General features: G+C 68.7%; 14 protein-coding genes and 1 pseudogene. 6 read left to right on the top strand and 9 right to left on the bottom strand.

What is annotated here, in order from left to right; translation table 11 throughout:
- Positions 1 to 21: 21 nt before the first annotated feature.
- The 7 genes from L6Q67_RS17180 to L6Q67_RS17150 form a co-directional block, all read right to left on the bottom strand.
- Entirely contained in the window at positions 22 to 2,082 is a 2,061-nt protein-coding gene (locus L6Q67_RS17180) for a TonB-dependent receptor (RefSeq protein ID WP_296572188.1), read from the bottom strand.
- Positions 2,083 to 2,288: 206 nt separating this feature from the next.
- A complete protein-coding gene (locus L6Q67_RS17175) occupies positions 2,289 to 2,750 on the bottom strand; it encodes a hypothetical protein (RefSeq protein WP_296572185.1) in 462 nt (153 codons plus the stop codon).
- On the bottom strand, positions 2,743 to 3,669 hold the full coding sequence (locus tag L6Q67_RS17170; RefSeq protein WP_296572182.1) for an FAD:protein FMN transferase: 927 nt from the start codon (positions 3,667 to 3,669) through the stop codon (positions 2,743 to 2,745). The genes L6Q67_RS17175 and L6Q67_RS17170 overlap by 8 nt, the downstream gene beginning before the upstream one ends.
- A gap of 11 nt (positions 3,670 to 3,680) precedes the next feature.
- On the bottom strand, positions 3,681 to 4,253 hold the full coding sequence (locus tag L6Q67_RS17165) for an FMN-binding protein (RefSeq protein ID WP_296572179.1): 573 nt from the start codon (positions 4,251 to 4,253) through the stop codon (positions 3,681 to 3,683).
- A gap of 79 nt (positions 4,254 to 4,332) precedes the next feature.
- The gene (locus tag L6Q67_RS17160; RefSeq protein ID WP_296572176.1) at positions 4,333 to 5,730 is read right to left on the bottom strand and encodes a porin; all 1,398 of its coding nucleotides are present in this window, start codon (positions 5,728 to 5,730) and stop codon (positions 4,333 to 4,335) included.
- Positions 5,731 to 5,782: 52 nt separating this feature from the next.
- Positions 5,783 to 6,952, bottom strand: coding sequence for a cytochrome c peroxidase (locus L6Q67_RS17155; protein WP_296572173.1), 1,170 nt, complete (start codon positions 6,950 to 6,952; stop codon positions 5,783 to 5,785).
- Between the two features lie 255 nt (positions 6,953 to 7,207).
- Positions 7,208 to 8,119, bottom strand: coding sequence for a LysR substrate-binding domain-containing protein (locus L6Q67_RS17150; protein ID WP_296572170.1), 912 nt, complete (start codon positions 8,117 to 8,119; stop codon positions 7,208 to 7,210).
- 194 nt (positions 8,120 to 8,313) lie between these two features.
- Here L6Q67_RS17150 and L6Q67_RS17145 point away from each other — a divergent pair, with 194 nt between their 5' ends.
- The 6 genes from L6Q67_RS17145 to L6Q67_RS17120 all read left to right on the top strand — a co-directional run bounded on the left by L6Q67_RS17145 (position 8,314) and on the right by L6Q67_RS17120 (position 17,784).
- Positions 8,314 to 10,005, top strand: a complete 1,692-nt coding sequence (locus L6Q67_RS17145) for a DUF1302 domain-containing protein (RefSeq protein WP_367171651.1) — start codon at positions 8,314 to 8,316, stop codon at positions 10,003 to 10,005.
- A 28-nt stretch (positions 10,006 to 10,033) separates the two neighbouring features.
- Positions 10,034 to 11,380, top strand: a complete 1,347-nt coding sequence (locus tag L6Q67_RS17140; protein WP_296572162.1) for a DUF1329 domain-containing protein — start codon at positions 10,034 to 10,036, stop codon at positions 11,378 to 11,380.
- Between the two features lie 48 nt (positions 11,381 to 11,428).
- Positions 11,429 to 12,547, top strand: a complete 1,119-nt coding sequence (locus tag L6Q67_RS17135) for a YCF48-related protein (RefSeq protein ID WP_296572159.1) — start codon at positions 11,429 to 11,431, stop codon at positions 12,545 to 12,547.
- Positions 12,544 to 14,937: an MMPL family transporter gene (locus tag L6Q67_RS17130; RefSeq protein WP_296572156.1), complete on the top strand. Its 2,394-nt coding sequence runs from the start codon at positions 12,544 to 12,546 to the stop codon at positions 14,935 to 14,937. Before L6Q67_RS17135 ends, L6Q67_RS17130 begins: the two co-directional genes overlap by 4 nt.
- Positions 14,938 to 14,978: 41 nt before the next feature.
- On the top strand, positions 14,979 to 15,995 hold the full coding sequence (locus L6Q67_RS17125; RefSeq protein ID WP_296572153.1) for a universal stress protein: 1,017 nt from the start codon (positions 14,979 to 14,981) through the stop codon (positions 15,993 to 15,995).
- A gap of 118 nt (positions 15,996 to 16,113) precedes the next feature.
- Positions 16,114 to 17,784, top strand: a complete 1,671-nt coding sequence (locus tag L6Q67_RS17120) for a sigma-54-dependent Fis family transcriptional regulator (RefSeq protein WP_296572150.1) — start codon at positions 16,114 to 16,116, stop codon at positions 17,782 to 17,784.
- A gap of 142 nt (positions 17,785 to 17,926) precedes the next feature.
- Here L6Q67_RS17120 and L6Q67_RS17115 read toward each other — a convergent pair whose 3' ends face one another.
- Positions 17,927 to 18,904 carry an AraC family transcriptional regulator gene (locus tag L6Q67_RS17115; RefSeq protein WP_296572148.1) on the bottom strand — a complete coding sequence of 326 codons (978 nt, stop codon included), beginning with the start codon at positions 18,902 to 18,904 and terminating at the stop codon, positions 17,927 to 17,929.
- A 51-nt stretch (positions 18,905 to 18,955) separates the two neighbouring features.
- Positions 18,956 to 19,096: pseudogene (locus L6Q67_RS17110) on the bottom strand (4-hydroxy-2-oxovalerate aldolase); the annotation flags it as partial.

Genomic DNA, 19,096 nt, shown 5'->3' with positions numbered 1-19,096 from the left:
ACGGGCGGGGCCTTTCGGGGGTCAGAAGCGGCCGCGCCAGGACAGCTGCACGCTGCGGCCGGCGGACAGGATCTCCTGGCCGGAGATGCCCTCGGTCAGGTGTTCGTGGTAGCGCCGGTCGGCCAGGTTGCGCACCGCCAGGCGCACGGTGTTGCGCGGGTCCGGCTGCCAGCTGGCGCCCATGTCGGCGGTGACGAAGCCGGCGGTGGGGTTTTCGCTGCCCTTGGTGAAAACGGTGGCAACCCGGTCCTGGTGATCCACCAGGCGCAGGGTGAAGTCGGCCTGCACGGCGGGCAGCAGGCGCCCCAGCCAGCCCAGGCTGAGGGTGTCGGCGGGCATCTGGAAGAGGGGTTCGTCCAGGTCGTTGTTGGTGCCGCGCACGCGGCTGTAGCCGACGCTGAGCCATTGCTCGCGCAGGAACTGCCAGCGCCCCCGGGCCTCGGCGCCGTGGAGGGTGGCGCTGCCGAGGTTCATCGTCTTCTTGCAGTTGGCCGCGTTGGCGGCGCCGCAGGCCTGGGTGGCGGCGGTGCCCGTGAGGATCTGCCCGGTGATGTAGTTGGCGATGCGGTTGTGGAAGGCCGACAGGGTGTAGTCGAAGTCGCCGTCACGGCCCTTCAGGCCGATCTCGAACTGGTCGGCGGTCTCGGCTTCGATCTCCGGGCTGCCGGCGTAGTAGTAGCCGTCGCCGCGCAGGCCGGATTCGTAGCGCTCGCGCATGCCGGGCGCGCGGAAGGCCCGGGCGTAGCTGGCGTAGGGGCGCAGCAGCGGGGCCACTTCGTACACTGCACCCAGGCTGCCGGAGACGGCGCTCTCGCTGCGGTCGAGGCCGGTGCTGCGGGCGCCGTTGTTCATGCTGTCGGCGCTGCCCCGGACCACGTCGTAGCGCAGGCCGGCGAGCAGCTTGAGGGCGCCGAAGCGCATGTCGTCCTGCACGTAGGCGCCCAGGGCCTGGATGCGGGCGTCGCGGAAGGGGCTGTTGGGGGTGAAGGTGCTGAAGCCGGAGGCCGGTGTGGCCATCTGCCGGTTTGGGTCGCCGCTCATCTCCCAGGCGTTCAGGCCCGCCGACAGCAGGTGGTCGGGGTGGGCCAGCCAGTCGGTCTTGAGGTCAAGACCCGTGGTGGCAAAGGTGACCTTGGTGGTGACGATGTCGCGGCCCAGGCCATTCGCCCAGGCGTAGATGCTGCGCTCCATCTCCTGGCGGTAGAGGCGCACGTCCAGGTTGACCGGTGCCTCGCCGCCGCCCTTGCGACTGTAGCCGATCTCGGCCAGGCGGCGCTCCTGGTCCGGCGAGTGGATGGTGGTGCTGCCGACGCTGGGGGCCGAGTGGGGGCGGGTCGAGCCGGGGTACCACACGTCCTTGTCCTGGTGCAGTTGCAGGGAGACGCGCAATTGTTGCTGGGCGTCCACGCGGAAACGGTACTGGCCGATGTAGGCGTCGGAGTCGTAGCCGGTACGGGCCACCCGGCCCTCGGGGGAGCGGTAGTCGTCGAAGCGGGCGATGGATGCACCGAGCATGATGGCGTGATCCCCCTCGCTGGCATTGACCACGGCGGTGCCGCGCAGGCCCTGGCTGCTGCTGTCGTAGCTGGCTGCCGCGGTGCCGCCGATGCCCGGGCTGAAGCGGGCCTGGGGCAGGATCACGTTGATGGCGCCGCCCAGGGCGCCGGTGCCATACAGCACCGAGGCGCCGCCGCGCACCACGTCCACCTGTTCGGCAAACCCCAGGCTCATGAAGGAGGCGATGGCGCCGGCCGGCTGGGCCGAGTTGAAGCGCATGCCGTCCACCAGCAGCACGATGCTGTCCCGGCCCAGGCCGCGGATGATGGGGTTCTGGCCCTGGGCGCTGTCGCTGGCGATGGCCAGGCCGGGTTCGTTCCGCAGGGCGTCGCCCAGGTTGCCGGCGCCGCGCCGGTCGAGTTCGCTGCGGTTCAGGGTGGTGGTGGATGCGGGGGTGTCCACATCGTCGGCGGCGTAGCCCTTGGCTGTCACCTGGACGGCCGGCAGGGTGGGGTCAGCGGCGTGGGCCAGCGGATGGGTCAGGGACAGGAGCAGCGCAAGGGGCGTGAGGCGGAGGCGAGCCATGGTCGGGATTCCGGTGCGAGTGAGGCTGGCTGGCGTTGGCTGGCTTGCCGGAGTGGGGAGATGCCATGGCGGAATGGTATTTGATTGAGAATCATTCTTGATTGATTCTGGTCAAGATGCGCATGCGCACGACCGATGGCGGTGACCGGTGTGCGTGCGGGGATGCGGGATGCGGGGGGCGGTTGCCGACGGGCGCCGGCGCCCCTTCAAGCCGCCTTGCGCCTGGACGACGCGGCGGCCAGGAGGTGGATGGCGAAGGCCAGGGGCAGTCCGCCGCCTGCCACCACGTGGAGCGCACTGACGGCGGAGCGGAAGCCTTCGTCGGCCACGTAGTACAGGCCGTACCCGCTCAGTGCCAGCCCGAGCCACAGGCCGAGCAGGCTTACACCCGACAGGCGATGCCGGGCGCCGGCCCAGGCGCGGAGCACGTGGGGGCCCCACAGCCCGCCGAGCACGGCCATGCCGAACAGGGTGGCGGCGCCATGCACGCGCATGGCCCAGGTTTCGAGGGGGTGGCGGGCGGCATCCTCGGGCAGGGGCAGGGCGTAGTGGGCGAGCAGCCACAGCAGGCCGCTGAGCAGCAGCAGGCCGGTGCCGGCGTAGACGGCCTGGCGTTGACGGCGCCCCGGGCGGACGGCCTTGCGGGGGCGGTGATGGGGGTCATGCATGGTGGGTGGTTCCTGGCGGCCGGGGATGCCCGAGGGCGTCCCGGAAGCCGGCGGTGGTGTGGAGCTGGTCCGGCGCCTCGAGGATGGCGGCATGGGCGTGCAGGGATTCCAGCAGGGGCAGGGAGGCGGTGCCGAGCAGGGCGACGATCTTGGTCAGCCCGTCCGCCAGCATGCACCGGTCGGCAATCACCGTCACGCTGCACGGGCGGGCCGGGCGTGGGCCGTGGCGGGGATCCACCAGGGGAGAGATGGCTGCGGCGCCGGGCGGGCGGCCCAGCAGGAATTCGCCGGAGGTGGCGACGGCGCCCACGCCCAGTGTCCCCAGGGGGAGGTGGCGGGTCGGGTCGGCCGGGTCGCGGAGAACCAGGGGCTGACCATGGGCGTCCGGGCCGGCGACGCGCAGGTCGCCACCGGCGTTGACCGCCGCGTGCCGGGCGCCATGCTGGAGCAGGGTGTCGATGGCGCGATCCACGGCGTATCCCTTGGCAATGCCGCCCAGGTCGATCCACAGGGGGCGGTGGAAGCGCACCCGGCGGTCGTCGAGGAGTTCGATGTCGCGCCAGCTGGCGCGGGCGTCGGCGTCGGGCCCGTGGGGGCGGGGCAGGGCGCCGTGACGCACGAGCTGCGGGGCCACGCTTGGGTCGAAGACCCCGTCCGACGCGGCTGCCAGCTGCACGGCCGCGGTGAGCACCGACCAGCTGTGCGGGCCGACCGGGGTGGGTCGGCGATGGGCTTCCCGGTGGAGGCGGGAGAGCTCGCTGTCGGCCGCATGAAAGCTCAGGGCGGCATGGATGGCGGCCACTTCGGCGTAGGCGGCCTCAATGGCCGGAGGGGTTGCCGCCGCGTCGTCCAGGCGGGCCTCGACGGCGACATAGGTGCCGAGCCAGGGGCGCAGGCGCCGCAGGGTGCCGGGTGTCATCGGGTCGCCGCTCAGCGTGATGGGGTGCCCTTGCCCGACCGGGCATGGAACGCCAGCAGGCGCTGGGCCCCGGCGGTGAGGTGGGCGCAGGACAGGGTGGCGCCGCTGATGTTCTTGATGTCCTCGCCGAAGCGGAAGGGCGGATCGGCCCGCCGCCCGGCAAACTGCTTGCGCCAGCTCGGGGTGCGCACTTCGTAGCCGTGGGTTTCCCGGTATTCGAGGATGTCGAGGCTGCGCACGCTGCCATCCATGCCGATGGCCAGGGCGTAGGTGACCCACTCGACCTTGCCGATCACGTCATCCACGTACAGGGTGCCGAGCTGCGTGGTGCCGGCCCAGGCTTCGATGCGCCGGATCTCGCCGCGCTGGCGCACGCTGGCCACAGCATCCAGCGCCTTCAGCTGTTCGGGAGTGAGGCGCAGGGTCTGGGCTTCGAAGCGGTCGGCGTCGGGGAAGGCAGCTTTCTGGGCCTGTTCGATGCTCATGTACTGGGCGGCCTCGGCCAGTGGCGGAGTCAGGGCGGCGGTGACGCCGGCCACGGCCAGCAGGGAGACGGTCGTCCAGCCGTTGCAGGCTTGGCTCATCGGGGGCTCTCCATCAAGCGAAAATGCCCGGGCGGCCTGGAAGGGCCGGCGGGCGGAAGGGGGCGGGGCGGCGGCAGGATCAGAACTGGTAACCGATGCCCAGATTCAGGCGGTCGCGCGCGCGGGCCACCTGGAAGCGCTGTACGTCGGCCTTCAGCACCACGTTGCTGCCGATGCGCAGGTTGGCGCCGGTGGTCACGACCTTCTCGTCCCGGTCGGCATCCACGCCCAGGCCGGCGGGCAGGGCGGCAAAGCTGGCCGCGGTGTTGAAGACTTCGTAGCGGGCGAAGGGGCTGAGGGCGTATTCGCCGTTCTCCCAGAGCTTGTAGGCGGCCTGGGTGTACCAGCCGAAGAAGGACTTGGGCACGAGGTTGGTGCCGGCCAGGCGCTCGTTGAAGCCGGCGGTGTCGGTGATGGTGCCGCGGGCATACAGGGCGGACAGATCCCATTTGCCGGGCGTCCAGCGGGCGTGGGCGTCCCATAGGGTCAGGCGGGCGTCGGGTGCGTAGAGGCCGGCGGCGTTGGCTTCCATGTCCGAGGGCGTCTTGACCTTGTGGGCCAGCTTGCCGCTGAACAGGCCGGCGCCCACGTCGAGGCCCGGCGTGCCGCGCCAGCTGAGGGCACCGTAAGCCGACAGGTTGTTGGCCCGGGCCAGCTGGCCTTCCTGGTGGATGGCGGCGAGGGGCGATTCTTTGCCCTCGCTGGAAGCGCCATCCCATTTGTTGAGGTTGAAGCCGCTGGTCAGGCCCACATCCCAGCGCAGGCCGGCGTCGCTGACGCCGAAGGCCGACAGACCCACTTCACGCCAGGTGGAGGGGATGATCGCCGTTTCGACAAAGTTTCGTTCGACGCCGTAGTAGGCGGTGGGCTCGTGGTTCAGGTTGAGAAAGCCGAGGGGGATCAGGAACAGGCCGCCCTTGGCGTTCACGTTGTCGGTCAGGCGATGTTCCACGTAGAGCTGCTCGACCGCCACTTCGCCGGCGTCGCTGGCGGAGGTGACCGAGTGTTCGAACTCGAACTCGCCGACGATGCGGGTGCGCTCGCTGGCCTGGTGGGCGATGCCGATCACGGCCCGGCGCACGTCCAGCTGGGTCTGGCTCTGGTCCCGGAAGGGGCGGTTGTAGTTGATCTCGCCGTAGCCGAAGAAGGTGGTCTGGCTGCCGGAGGGGCTCAGGGGCGACTGGTAGGGGGCCGGGGCCGCTGCCTGGGCCATCTCGATCGGCGCGGCGGCGTGCGGGGCCGGTGCGGGCGCCGCCGCGGGCGTTGCCGCGACGGCAGTGGCCGGGGCGCTGACGGCAGCTGGTGCCGCCTGCCGTGCGGCGGCTTCGGCCTTGACGGTCTTCAGCTCGGCCTTGACGGCCTCCAGTTCGGCGGCCATGCGTTCGATGCGGGCCAGCAGTTTGGCGTCGGTGGCGGCATGGCTGGTGCCGGCGCTGAAGAGCATGGCCAGGGCCAGGCAGATCGGGGTGGTTTTCATCGGGGCAGACTCCGGGGCAAGGCGGGGGAGGGGAAGGCAGCGAGCGTGGGGCTCAGGGCGTGTAGCCGTCGGTCAGGGTGTTGAGGAAGCTGACCAGGTCGGCGATCTCGCTTTCGTTGAGCGCGGGGGCGTCGCCGGGCTTGCGGTTGTAGGGGGCCTCGGTGACGTTGACGTTGGCGTGGTAGGCCAGGGGCAGGTCATTGAACTTGAGCACCACACCGTTGGCGTCGGTGGGGTACCACTCCTCGGGGTTGGTGTCCCGGCGCACGTAGAAGCGCACCGCGTCGGTGAGGGTCTTGATGGCGCCGTTGTGGAAGTAGGGTGCGGTTTTGGCCACGTTGCGCAGGCTCGGCACCCGGAAGGCGCCGCACAGGTCGGTGCGGCCGCTCAGGTCGGTACGGGTGGGGCCGCACAGGCCCAGGTCGTAGTGGTTGCTGTCGGCGTTGGCCTTGATTTCCGGGTTGCGGGGTACGCCCAGGTTGTCGAAGGTGTTGTCGGTGAACAGGGGCCGGTTGCCGCCGACGGGCGTGCTCACGTGGCAGGCGGCACAGTTGCCCTTGTTCGGGTCGTTGAACAGCGACCAGCCCTTCAGCTCGGCGCTGCTGAGTTGTGCCTTGCCGGCCTGCCAGAGATCGAACTTGCTGCTGAAGGGGGCGAAGTCGGGGTCTTCGATCTGGTACTGCTGCAGGGCGAACTGCAGGCGCGCGAAGGCGTCGGCCGGCCGCTCCAGGATGTCGTCGCCGAAGACCTTGCGGAAGGCCGCCGCGTGGGTCGAGCGCTTGAGCTTGGCCACCACGTCGTCGATGCTGGTGTTGGCCATCTCGTCGGGGTTGAGCAGGGGGCCACTGGCCTGGTCGGCCAGGGAGGTGGCGCGGCCGTCCCAGGTGAATCCGCCGGTGGGTGTGCCGTCACCCGCAAAGGCGAAGGCGGTGTTGAACTTGAGGTATTGCAGGGAGGGCGCCTGGCGCCCGGCCTCGTGGCCGCTGTTGGCGCCGGCCGGCACGGAGCGGGTGTCCGGGGCCGCGTGGTGGTTGGCCTTGTCGTGGCAGGAGGCGCAGGACATGGCGCCGGTGCTCGACAGGATGGGGTCGTTGAAGAGGCTCTCGCCCACCTGGGCGGCGGCAGACATGCCGGACGACGGGGCGCTGCCGCCACCTCCGCCACCGCAGGCGGCAAGGCTGAGGAGCAGGAGCGTACAGGCGGCATGGGCAAGTCGGCGCATTGACGGCTTTCAGTCAGTCTGCTCCCTCCTCGGGCACGGGGTGAGGGAGCGGGGTGAGCTGGCTGGCTGGGCTGCGATGGCGGCTTGGCTGGCTGGCAATCTGCGAATGTAAATCTACTGAAAATTCAGCAATCGCAAATGAGAATGTTTCTTATTGTAAGTAGGGGTGCAAGGAGAGGTCAATACCCATGAAGAGATTGTGGTGAATCTTGCACGGATCTTGCATTGATCTGTCGCCAGGCTTGCGTTCGTGCCCTAAGCCCGTGGTGGCGCCGGGCTCGCCTTCTTGAACTCCTCGACGGTTTCGAGGAAGGCGCCGAGCAGGGGCGACTGGTCGTCCTTGCGGTAGATGCAGCTCAGGTCCACGAAGAAGTTGGGCGGGGTGTCGGCGAGGGTCCGGTACACCACGCCGGGAAACTGCAGGGTGGTGGCCGAGTCGGGCACCAGGCACACGCCGAAGCCGCTGGCCACCAGGGCCACCCCTGTCACGGCGTCGCCCACCTCCTGGGAGATCGTCGGCTGGAAGCCGGCGGTGCTGCACAGGCCGATCACCTTGTCGATGAAGCTGGGGCGGGCGCCGGTGGGGAACAGGATCAGCGGGTGCTGCTGCAGTTCGGCAAAGCGGATCACCGGCTGGCGGGCCAGGGGGTCGTCGGCCTGAATGGCCACCAGCAGGCCTTCGGTGGTCACCTGGCATACGCCGATGTCTTCCAGCGGGGCAAGCATGCGGTTGAAGCCGACACTGATGCGGCGCTGACGCAGGGCCTCGATCTGCTCGCCCTTGCTCATGGTGTGCAGCACCACCTTCACGTCCGGATGGCGGTTGCGGAAGGCCAGCAGCAGCTTGGGGATCGCATCCAGGATGGCTGACCCGAAAATGCCCACGTCAAGCCGCCCGAGCTTGCCCTGACCGGCCCGCTGGGTGCGCTCGGTGGCCTGCTCCACCAGGGCGCGGATGTTGCGCGCCTCCTCCAGAAAGAGCTCTCCGGCCTGGGTCAGGGTCATGCCCCGGGGGGTGCGGAGGAACAGGGTGACGCCGAGTTCCTCTTCCAGCTGCTGGATCTGGCGGGTCAGGGGCGGCTGGGAGATGTGCAGGCGCGCGGCGGCGCGGCCGATGTTCTCTTCCTCCGCCACGGCAACGAAATAGCGCAGGTGACGCAAGTCCATTGGAATCTCCGGGGGCATGCGCCGGCTGGCGCTCGTCCAGATCATACCCTGGAGGTATTGAGTGGGGGGAATAATGGTATTGGACGGTAATCCTCCGAGTCGATAACTTGCGCTCCAACCCGCTGCGTCTCAGGCGCGAGGCTTCAGCCAGACGGGTAACAAGACGCGAGACACACACGAAAGAGGAGGAAGACATGAACAAGCGTTTCTGCGGAGAAGCTGCGTCCTGGCATGCCGGCCAGCGCCGCGCGCCGGTTGCGGTGACCGCCATTGCCGCCGCGGTGGCGATGCTGGCGAGCGGCGCAGCCGCCGCATTCCAGATCGATTCTGGCAACCCGGATGTGAACATGTCCTGGGACAACACCGTCAAGTACAGCAATGCCTTCCGTGTGCGCAGCGTCGATGCGAAGGTGGCCGACAACTCCCTCGGCCCCCAGGCCAACACCAACGACGGCGACCAGAATTTCGGCAAGGGCCTGATCTCCAACCGCCTCGATCTGCTCTCCGAGTTCGAATTCCGCTATCGCAAGGACTTCGGCTTCCGCGTCAGCGGCGCGGCCTGGTACGACGACGTCTACAACCGCGGCAACGACAACCAGGGTGCCCTGGGCGGCGCGCTGGTCAATACCCGCTCGGTGCAGGCCGGTGAGTTCACCAAGGCCACCGAGCAGCTGCATGGCCGCAAGGCCGAGCTGATGGATGTGTTTGCCTACGCCAACCTCACCCCGGGCGATCTCAACGTCAACGTCAAGGGCGGCCGCTTCACCCAGCTCTATGGCGAAAGCCTGTTCTTCGGCAACAACGGGATTGCCGGCGCCCAGACCCCCCTGGACCTGGTCAAGGCCCTGTCGGTGCCCAATTCCCAGTTCAAGGAAATCGCCCGCCCGGTGGGGCAGCTGTCCACCCAGGTGCAGATCAGCCCGACCCTGTCGGTGGGCGCCTACTACCAGCTGGAATGGCGCAAGTCGCGCCTTCCGGCGGCGGGCAGTTACTTCAGCTTTGCCGACTTTGTGGACGCGGGGGGCGAATCCCTGATCCTCGGCCCCGGCGCCGTGCTCTACCGCGGCCAGGACATCGAGGCACGCAACTCGGGCCAGGGCGGCTTCCAGGTCAAGCTCAAGTCCGGCGACACCGAATACGGCTTCTACGCCGCCCAGTTCCACGACAAGATGCCCCAGTTCTATGCCCGCCCCGGCGTTAACGTGCAGGCCGGCAGCGTGGGCGACTACGTGATGGTGTACGCCGAGAACATCCGCACCGTGGGCGCCAGCATCAGCACCCTGGTGGGCGAGACCAACGTGGCGGCGGAGCTGTCCTTCCGCGACAACATGCCCCTGGTGGCCTCCGGCAACGCGGTGATCACCGGCGTGGATTCCAACGGCAAGAGCCGCGCGGCCTTCCCGGTGGGCAAGACCCTGCACCTCAACGTGTCGGCCATCAGCGTGCTGGGCGCCAGCGCCCTGTGGGAGGGCGCGTCCTTCATCGGCGAGTTTGCCTACAACCGCCGCCTGTCCATCAGCGACAACGCCAATCAGCTCGACCCCCTGGCCACCAAGGACGCCAGTGCCCTGCAGTTCATCTTCCAGCCCGAGTACTTCCAGGTGGTGCCCGGCGTCGATCTGCAGGTGCCCATCGGCCTCTCCTACGGCATCAGCGGGCGCTCCTCGGTGAATGGCGTGCTGTTTCCGGCGGAGCAGGGCGGCAACTTCAGCCTGGGCGTGAAGGCGGACTACCAGAAGACCTGGCAGGCCGGCCTCAACTACACCCACTACTTCGGTTCGGCAGGTTCGGTGGTGCGCTACGGCACGGCCGTGCCCGAGCTGTCCTACCAGAACTTCCACGGCGACCGGGACTTCGTGTCCCTGTCGATCCAGCGCACCTTCTGACTCGAACAAGAACATTCCGGAGACTCTCATGACCAAGACCACGATCATCGCTGCCGCCCTCATGGGCGTGCTGGCCGGCGCCGCCCACGCCGCCGTGACGGCCGACGAGGCCGCCAAGCTCAAGACCACCCTCACGCCCCTGGGCGGCGAGAAGGCCGCCAACAAGGACGGCAGCATCCCCGCCTGGAACGGCGGCATCACCAAGGCCCTGCCCGGCAAGAAGCTGGGCGTGATCCCCACCCAGATCTTCGCCGACGAGAAGCCCCTCTACCAGGTCACCGCCAAGAACGCCGCCCAGTACGCCGACCTGCTGTCGGACGGCAGCAAGGCCCTGCTGGCCAAGTACCCGGACAGCTTCCGCCTCGATGTGTACCCCAGCCACCGCACCGCCGCGGCGCCCCAGGAGGTCTACGACAACGTCTTCAAGAACGCCACCCGCTGCAAGACCAAGGATGGCGGCTACTCTCTGGAAGGCTGCATCGGCGGCACTCCCTTCCCCATCCCCAAGGAAGGCGTCGAAGTGATGTGGAACTACCTGATGCGCCTCGAAGCCGAGTCCATCGAGTACCGCTTCAAGAACATCGTCGGCAACGCCGACGGCAGCAAGACCCTGGCCACCCGCAACGAGATCGCCTTCCAGTACCCCCAGTACTACAAGGACGCCACCCCCGAGAGCTGGTCGGGCGAATACGCCATGTTCCGCTTCAACACCCTGGAGCCCCCGTTCAAGGCCGGTGAGTCCCTGGTGATCCGCGACAGCATCGACATGAAGCAGTCGCGCCAGGCCTGGCAGTACCTGGTGGGTCAGCGCCGCGTGCGCCGCGCCCCCACCGTGTCCTACGACACCCCCGATTTCGTGGCCTCCGGCGCCAACTACTTCGACGAGGTGCAGGGCTTCTTCGGTGCCCTCGACCGCTTCCAGTGGAAGCTGGTGGGCAAGAAGGAAATGCTCATCCCCTACAACAACAATGGCTTCATCGGCGCCAAGCTGGACGACGCCATCGGCAAGCACCACCTCAACCCCGAGCACGTGCGCTGGGAGAAGCACCGCGTGTGGGTGGTCGAGGCTACCGTGGCCTCGGGCAAGCGCCACGCCGTGCCCAAGCGCCGCTACTACCTGGACGAAGACACCTGGCTGATCAGCCTGGTGGACGGCTTCGACACCGAAGGCAAGCTGTGGCGCACCACCCAGGTCACGCCCTTCGTGGTCCCGGCGCTGCCCGGCACCATGATGAAGACCGCCACCGTCTTCAACCTCCAGGCCGGCACCATGAGCGTCATCCAGGCCCTCAACGACGAAGACTTCAAGATCGTGCCGCGCAAGAAGGAAACCTACTTCACGGGTGATGCCGTGGCCGCCGAAGCCGCCCGCTGACGCGCGTCGAGTTCTTATCTTCGGTAGCCCGCATTCAGGTATTCGACGATGCAAGCCTTTCTCTCCGGTCGCCGCCTGGCCGCGACCCTCTCCTGTGCCGCCCTGGCGGTGGCCACGGCCCTTGCCGCGGGTGGCGATGCCGCCCGGGCGGTGCCCGACCTGCTGGCCCAGCCGGCCCAGGCCAATGTACGTGCCGCCACCTCCCTGCAGCTCTCGGTGGCCCGGGCCGGCAAGCGCCTGGTGTCGGTGGGCGAGCGCGGCCTGGTGCTGCTCTCCGATGACGATGGCCGCAGTTGGCGGCAGGCCAGGCAGGTGCCCGTCAGCGTGGCCCTGACCCAGGTGCGCTTTGTGTCCGACACCCTGGGCTGGGCCGTGGGCCACAGCGGCGTGGTGCTGCACAGCGCCGACGCCGGTGACACCTGGCAGGTGCAGCTGGACGGGGCGAAGGCCGCTGCCCTGATCGCCGAGGCCGCCCGGGCCGCCGCCGCCAGCGGCGACCCTGCCGCGCTCAAGCACCAGCGCGAGGCCGAGGGCCTGGTGCAGGACGGGCCCGACAAGCCCTTCCTGGGCCTGCACTTTGCCGACGCCAGCCGGGGCTGGGTGGTGGGCGCCTACGGGCTGGCCCTGGCCACTAACGATGGCGGCAAGACCTGGCAGTCGCTGATGGGGCGCATCCCCAACCCCGGCGGCAAGCACCTCTACGCCGTGGGTGAGGCAAACGGCCGCCTGCTGCTGGCCGGCGAGCAGGGCACCCTGATCCGCTCGACGGACGGCGGCGCCAGCTTCCAGCGCCTCACCACGCCCTACGCCGGTACCTATTTTGGCGCCCTCGAAGTGGCCGACGGCGCGCTGCTGGCCTATGGCCTGCGCGGCAATGCCTGGCGCAGCGCCGACCAGGGCGCCAGCTGGACGCGCATCGAGCTGGCCCAGCCGGTGACCTTGAGCGCCGGCCTGCGTCTGGCCGACGGCAGCCTGCTGCTGGCCGACGAGAGCGGCCGCCTGCTGCGCGGTGACGCCGCCGCCACCCGCTTCGCGCCCCTCGCCACGCCCCTGCCCACCGGCCTGACCGGCATGGTGCAGGCCGCCGATGGTGCCCTGATCGTCTCCGGAGCCCGCGGCACGAGCCGCGTCGAGCCCGCAACCCTCACCGCGGAAGCCAGCAAATGAGCCACGCCCATGACATCCCCGACGGCCTGGTGATCCGCAACCTGGCCGATTTCGACGCCCGCTCCGGCACCCTGCCCGAGCGCATCCTCTTCAACAACCGGCTGGTGATCGTCGTGCTGTGCGCGCTGATCAGCGTGGTGCTGGGCTACAAGGCCATGGGCCTGTCGCTCAACGCCGCCTTCGAGAAGATGATCCCGACGAAGCACCCCTACATCGTCAACTTCCTCGAGAACCGGGGCCAGCTGGCGGGTATGGGCAACAGCCTGCGCATCGCCGTCGAGGCGAAGCAGGGCGACATCTTCGACCCCGAGTACCTGGACACGGTGAAGAAGATCTCCGACGAGGTCTTCCTCTACCCCGGCGTGGACCGCCCCTACATGAAGTCCCTGTGGGCGCCCTCGGTGCGCTGGACCGGCGTGACCGAGGACGGCCTGGACGGTGGCCCGGTGGTGCCCGACGACTACGACGGTGCCCCGGAGAGCCTGGCCCAGGTGCGCCTCAACGTGGAGCGCTCCGGCGAGATCGGCCAGCTGGTGGCCGCCAACTACAAGTCGAGCATCGTGCTGGTGCCCCTGCAGGACAAGGTGGCCGAGACCGGCGAGCGCATCGACTACCACGCCCTGTCCCAGCGTATCGAAGACCTGCGTGCCAAGTACGAATCGGACAAGGTGGCCATCCATGTCACCGGCTTTGCCAAGGTGGTGGGCGACCTGATTGAAGGCCTGCAGCAGGTGCTGATCTTCTTTGCCATGGCCATCGCCATCTGCACGGCGGTGCTCTACTGGTACACCCGCTGCATCCGCAGCACCCTGCTGGTGGTGCTGTGCTCGATGATCGCCGTGGTGTGGCTGCTCGGCCTGCTGCCCACCCTGGGCTACGAGCTCGACCCCTACTCGGTGCTGGTGCCCTTCCTGGTGTTTGCCATCGGCATGAGCCACGGCGCCCAGAAGATGAACGGCATCATGCAGGACATCGGCCGTGGCACCCACAAGCTGGTGGCCGCCCGCTACACCTTCCGCCGCCTCTTCCTGGCCGGCATGACGGCGCTGCTGGCCGACGCGGTGGGCTTTGCGGTGCTGATGGTGATCGACATCCAGGTGATCCAGGATCTGGCCATCACCGCCAGCATCGGCGTGGCGGTGCTGATCTTCACCAACCTGGTGCTGCTGCCCATCCTGCTGTCCTACACCGGGGTCAGCCCGGTGGCGGCCCAGCGCAGCCTGCGCGACGAGATCGCCGAGGCGGGCGACAGCCAGCACGCCAAGCACCCCTTCTGGGCCTTCCTGGATCTCTTCACCCAGCGCAAGTGGGCCAGTGTGGCCGTGCTGGTGGGCACCGCCATGGGCATCGCCGGCCTGGTGGTGAGCTTCCAGCTCAAGATCGGTGACACCGACCCCGGTGCCCCCGAGCTGCGCCCCGACTCCCGCTACAACCGCGACAACGCCTTCATGGTGGCCAACTACGCCGCCAGCAGCGACGTGTATGTGGTGATGGTTAAGACGCCCCAGTACGCCTGCGCCCACTACACCACCCTTACCACCGTGGATGCCCTGGAGCGCGAGCTGCAGCAGCTGCCCGGTGTCGAGGCCACCAGCTCCCTGGCGGGCCTGGCCAAGGTGGCCAACGCCGGCATGAACGAGGGCAGCCTCAAGTGGTACGAGATCCCCCGTTCCCAGGACAACCTCAACGCCATCATCACCCGCGCCCCGCGGGAGATGTTCAACCAGAACTGCGACCTGCTCACGGTGTACGCCTACCTCAAGGACCACAAGGCCGACACCCTGGACAGCGTGGTGAAGGTGGTGGAAGGCTTTGCCGCCCGCCATGGCAGCGACGAGCTGCGCATCCTCAACGCCGCCGGCAACGCCGGCATCGAGGCCGCCACCAACATCGTGGTGAAGAAGGCCAACGTGGAGATGCTGGGCCTGGTGTACCTGGCGGTGATCGTGCTGGCCTTCATCACCTTCCGCTCCTGGCAGGCGGTGATCTGCGCCGTGCTGCCGCTGATGCTCACCTCGGTGCTGTGCGAGGCCCTGATGGTGTGGCTCAACATCGGCGTCAAGGTCGCCACCCTGCCGGTGATCGCCCTCGGCGTGGGTATCGGCGTGGATTACGCGCTGTACATCATGACCGTCACCCTGGCCCGGCTGAAGGGCGGCATGAGCCTGTCGGAGGCCTACTACAAGGCCCTCACCTTCACCGGCAAGGTGGTGGTGCTGACCGGCGTCACCCTGGGCATCGCCGTCGCCACCTGGGCCTGGTCGCCCATCAAGTTCCAGGCCGACATGGGCATCCTGCTGGCCTTCATGTTCATCTGGAACATGCTCGGCGCCCTGATCCTGCTGCCGGCCCTGGGGCACTTCCTGCTCAAGCCCAAGGCCCGGGCCTGAAACCGACCCCACGCGAAACCGAATCCGAGGAGACCCGCTCCATGTACCGTCACCTGCTCGTGCCCCTGGACGGCTCCGCGCTGTCCATCGGCCTGGTCACCCAGGCCGTCGACTTTGCCCGCAGCCTGGGCGCCCGCATCACCTTCTTCAGCGCCCGGGGTGACCTGGGGGCCAGCGGCGACGGCGCCCTGCTGCGCAGCCTCGAACCGCAGGACTTTGCCGAAGCCGCCGCCGGCGAGGCCAGCGCCATCCTGGCCAAGGCCGTGGCGGCGGCGGGGGCCTTCGCCATCCCCTGCGCGGCCGTGGCCCGCACCGGCCCGCGCCCCTACGAGCTGATCCTCGACGTGGCGGCGGAGCAGGGCTGCGACCTGATCTTCATGGCCTCCCACGGGCACAAGGGGCTCAAGGCCCTGATGCTCGGCTCCCAGACCCAGAAGGTGCTGGCCCACAGCACCCTGCCGGTGCTGGTGGCCAGCGTGGAGTCCAACGCCACCGGCAGCGCCGCCGATGTGGCCATTGCGGTGATCAAGGACGAGCACCGGGCCATCGCCGCGGTGATCCGCGGCCTGCGCGACGCCGCCACCCGGCTGCGCACCAGCGGCCCGCTGCCCGACCTGGACTTCGTGGGCCAGCTGGTGCGCTACATCCAGGCCTTCCCCGAGGTGCTGCACCACCCCAAGGAGGAGCAGTTCCTGTTTGCCCGCCTGGCCGCGCGCCATCCCGAATCCGCCCCCCTCATCGCCCAGCTGCGCGCCGAGCACAGCGAGGGCAGCGCCCAGATCCAGGCCGTGGAGCAGGCCCTGGTGGCGACCCGCCACAACGACGGCCAGCGCCACGCCCTGGCCGCCGCCCTGGAAGCCTTCGCCGAAGCCCAGTGGCGCCACCTGAGCACCGAAGAAAAGCTCATCCTCCCCGCTGCCCGCCAGCATCTGGACGCCGCCGACTGGCAGGCCATCGCCGACGCCTTTGGTCGCAACGCCCAAGTGCGGGTGGGCGGCGAGCAGGACGAAGCCTTCAAGCGGATGTTCGTGAAGCTGATGAATGCCACCCCCGTGTGAGCACGGCAGGGGCAATGTAGGGGCGGCTTCAGCCGCCCGCGGATGGCTGTGCAGGGTTAAAGTACGCATCCACCCCGGCCCGCAGAGGCCGAGGGTCACATAAAACAACGGGGACACGATGGCCGAGCAGAAGCTCATAGAGCAGTTCAACCTGCGCTCACGCCTGCGCTTCAACGTGGACGAAGGGCAGATCTGGCTGGACGAGAACCGCATGCTGCTGCTCCACGCCCGGGCCATGGGGGCCCTGCGCCGCGAGCTGTTCGACTCCCTCGGCGCCGAGCGGGCCAAGGGCCTGCTCATCCGCATGGGCTTTGCCTCCGGCCAGCAGGACGCCGAGCTTGCCAAAAAGCTGCTGGGCGCCGGCGACCCCTACGACGTATTCCGCATCGGCCCCGAGCTGCATTCCTTCGAGGGTCTGGTCAAGGCCACCATCGTCCAGGCCGACCTGGACTGGGAGCGGGGCAGCTTTGCCGGCGAAGTGGACTGGCACAATTCCTGGGAGGCCGACTCCCACCTCCAGCTCTTCGGCATCAGCGACGACCCGGCCTGCTGGACCATCGTGGGTTACGCCTCGGGTTACGTCACCCAGTTCTTCAACCGCCCGGTGATCTTCAAGGAGACCGCCTGCGTGGCCTGTGGCGAGGCCCACTGCCACATCGTCGGCAAGCCCGTGGAGGCCTGGGGCGACGACCCCTATCTCAACTACTTCAAGCCCGACGACCTGCAGGGCCAGCTCGACGAGATGCGCGCCGAGATCAGCCGCCTGCGCCGCAGCCTGGGCACCGAATGCACCAGCGGCAAGCTCATCGGCGCCTCGCCGGGTTTCAAGGCCGCCTTCGACCTGATCGCCCGGGCGGCAGCCAGCCCCATCACCGTGCTCCTGCTCGGCGAGACCGGCGTGGGCAAGGAGATGTTTGCGCGCTGGATCCATGACCACGGCGACCGCTCCGACCAGCCCTTCATCGCCGTCAACTGCGCCGCCATTCCCCACGACCTGCTCGAATCCGAGCTGTTCGGCGTGCAGAAGGGCGCCTACACCGGCGCCCAGCAGTCCCGCGCCGGCCGCTTCGAGCGGGCCCACGGCGGCACCCTGTTCCTGGACGAAGTGGGCGACCTGCCTCTGGCCGCCCAGGTCAAGCTGCTGCGCGTGCTGCAGACCGGCGAGGTGGAGCGCCTGGGCGACGACCAGACCCGCAAGGTGGACGTGCGCCTGGTGGCCGCCACCAACGTGGACTTGCAGGAAGCCATCCGCGCCGGCCGCTTCCGTGCCGATCTGTACTATCGCCTCGCCACCTACCCGGTACTCATCCCGCCCCTGCGCGACCGGCGCAGCGACATCCCGCTCCTCGCCGCCGCTCTGGTCAAGAAGTATGAAGCCCCCTACCACAAGCAGGTCCAGGGCTTCAGCGACCGGGCCATGCAGGCCCTGATGGCCTACCCCTGGCCGGGCAACGTGCGCGAGCTGCAGAACCTTGTCGAGCGTGGCGTGCTGCTGGCCCCCAGCGGCGGCCTCGTCGAAATCGACCACCTCTTCGCCGGCGGCGCCCCCGCCCACAGCCTGGGTGCCGAAGTGGACCGTGCCGGCCTGGTCGGCCACGCCGGCGACGCCACCCGCCAACGCCTCTACGAAGCCATCCTCCAGGACGGCTTCGACCTGGAGCAGCATGAAGCGAAGCTGCTGGAGCTCGCCGTGCAACGCGCCGGCGGCAACCTCACCCACGCCGCGAAACTGCTCGGCATCACCCGGCGCCAGCTGGCCTATCGGCTGAAGCAGGGGGTGGAGGGGTAGGGGGGCGACTTCAGTCGCCCGCGGACTGCGATTGAGGGTATGCCGGTGATTGACGTGCACTGGGGCGACTGAAGTCACCCCTACGCAAGAGGCCACGTCCACCGTCAGACGGCGTGTCGGTGTGCCACCTGTGCGCTGGGGTTCAGCCCCGCCGCCGCAGGGTGTCGCTGGGGGATTCGCCGTAGCGCCGGCGGTACTCGGCGGCGAAGCGGCCCAGTTCGAAGAAGCCCCATTGGGTGGCCACGGTGGTGACGTTGTGAATCCCGTCGGCGTCCAGCAGCGCCTCGCGGACTTTGTCCATGCGCAGGTCCCTGAGGTAGCGCATGGGGCTGACGCCGCGGAACTTCCTGAAGCTGTTGTAGAGGGTGCGCAGGCTGATGCCCGTCAGCGCGGCGAGTTCTTCATTGGTGATCGGCGCATCCAGGTGGGCGCGCATGTAGTCCTCGGCCAGCTTGAGGTGGCGGGGCTGAACGTTTGCGGTGGGCTGGCCGAGACAGTTGCTCAGCGTATTGCACTGCCAGATCAGCAGGCCCGACATGACCAGCTGCTCGAACTGGGCCTGCATGAGGGGGTGGCCCACCAGCTCCGGGGTCTGCTGGACGCTGCGCAGGAGTTGCCGGATCGTCCGCTCCCAGGCCAGGCCACTGCCCTTGCGGGTGTCCATCTCCGCCGCGAAATGGAGACGCTGCGGCAGGGGGCGGCCGAGCAGGGCGGCGGCGTGCCGTTCCATGGCATCACGCTCGATGCGCACCGCGAGCTTCGCGCAGTCGGCACTCCAGTTCATGGAAAAGGACTCGCCCGGGCAATGGATCGTGCCCCGGCCGGGCTGGCTCAGCAGGGATTCCTTTGCCGACTCGATGCGGTCGCCGCCCTTGAGGGGCAGCTGGATCAGGAAGAAGGACTCCAGCGCCTGGGGGGCGACACGGACCCCGGCGCCGTAGCGGATCACGCTGAAGCTCATGGCCGGGGTGCGGAAGTAGCGGTGCCGATAGTCGAGCTGGGACGTCCGGTCCGTCAGGGACAGGCGATGGTCGCAGAAGACGCCCGCGACGAGCGCGCGGGTTTCATCCACATCCTGCGATTGCAGTACTTCAAGACCCGTCAGGTGATTTCGTTGCATTTCGCCCCCCGACACAAAGTACATCGAAACCGTCGTCTCCAGGCGCCTGCGTCAGGCCGTCAGCCCCCGTGCCCGCGCCATGGTGATGGCCGTATCCTCGATCATGTCCTCCTGCCCGCCCACCATGCCGCGGCGGCCCAGCTCCACCAGGATGTCCCGGGCCGGCACGCCGTACTTGGCGCTGGCGCGCTT

It is taken from the genome of Zoogloea sp. (assembly GCF_023150065.1).
In the GTDB taxonomy this organism is placed as follows: Bacteria; Pseudomonadota; Gammaproteobacteria; order Burkholderiales; family Rhodocyclaceae; genus Zoogloea.
This window is presented reverse-complemented; position numbering and strand designations above follow the sequence as displayed.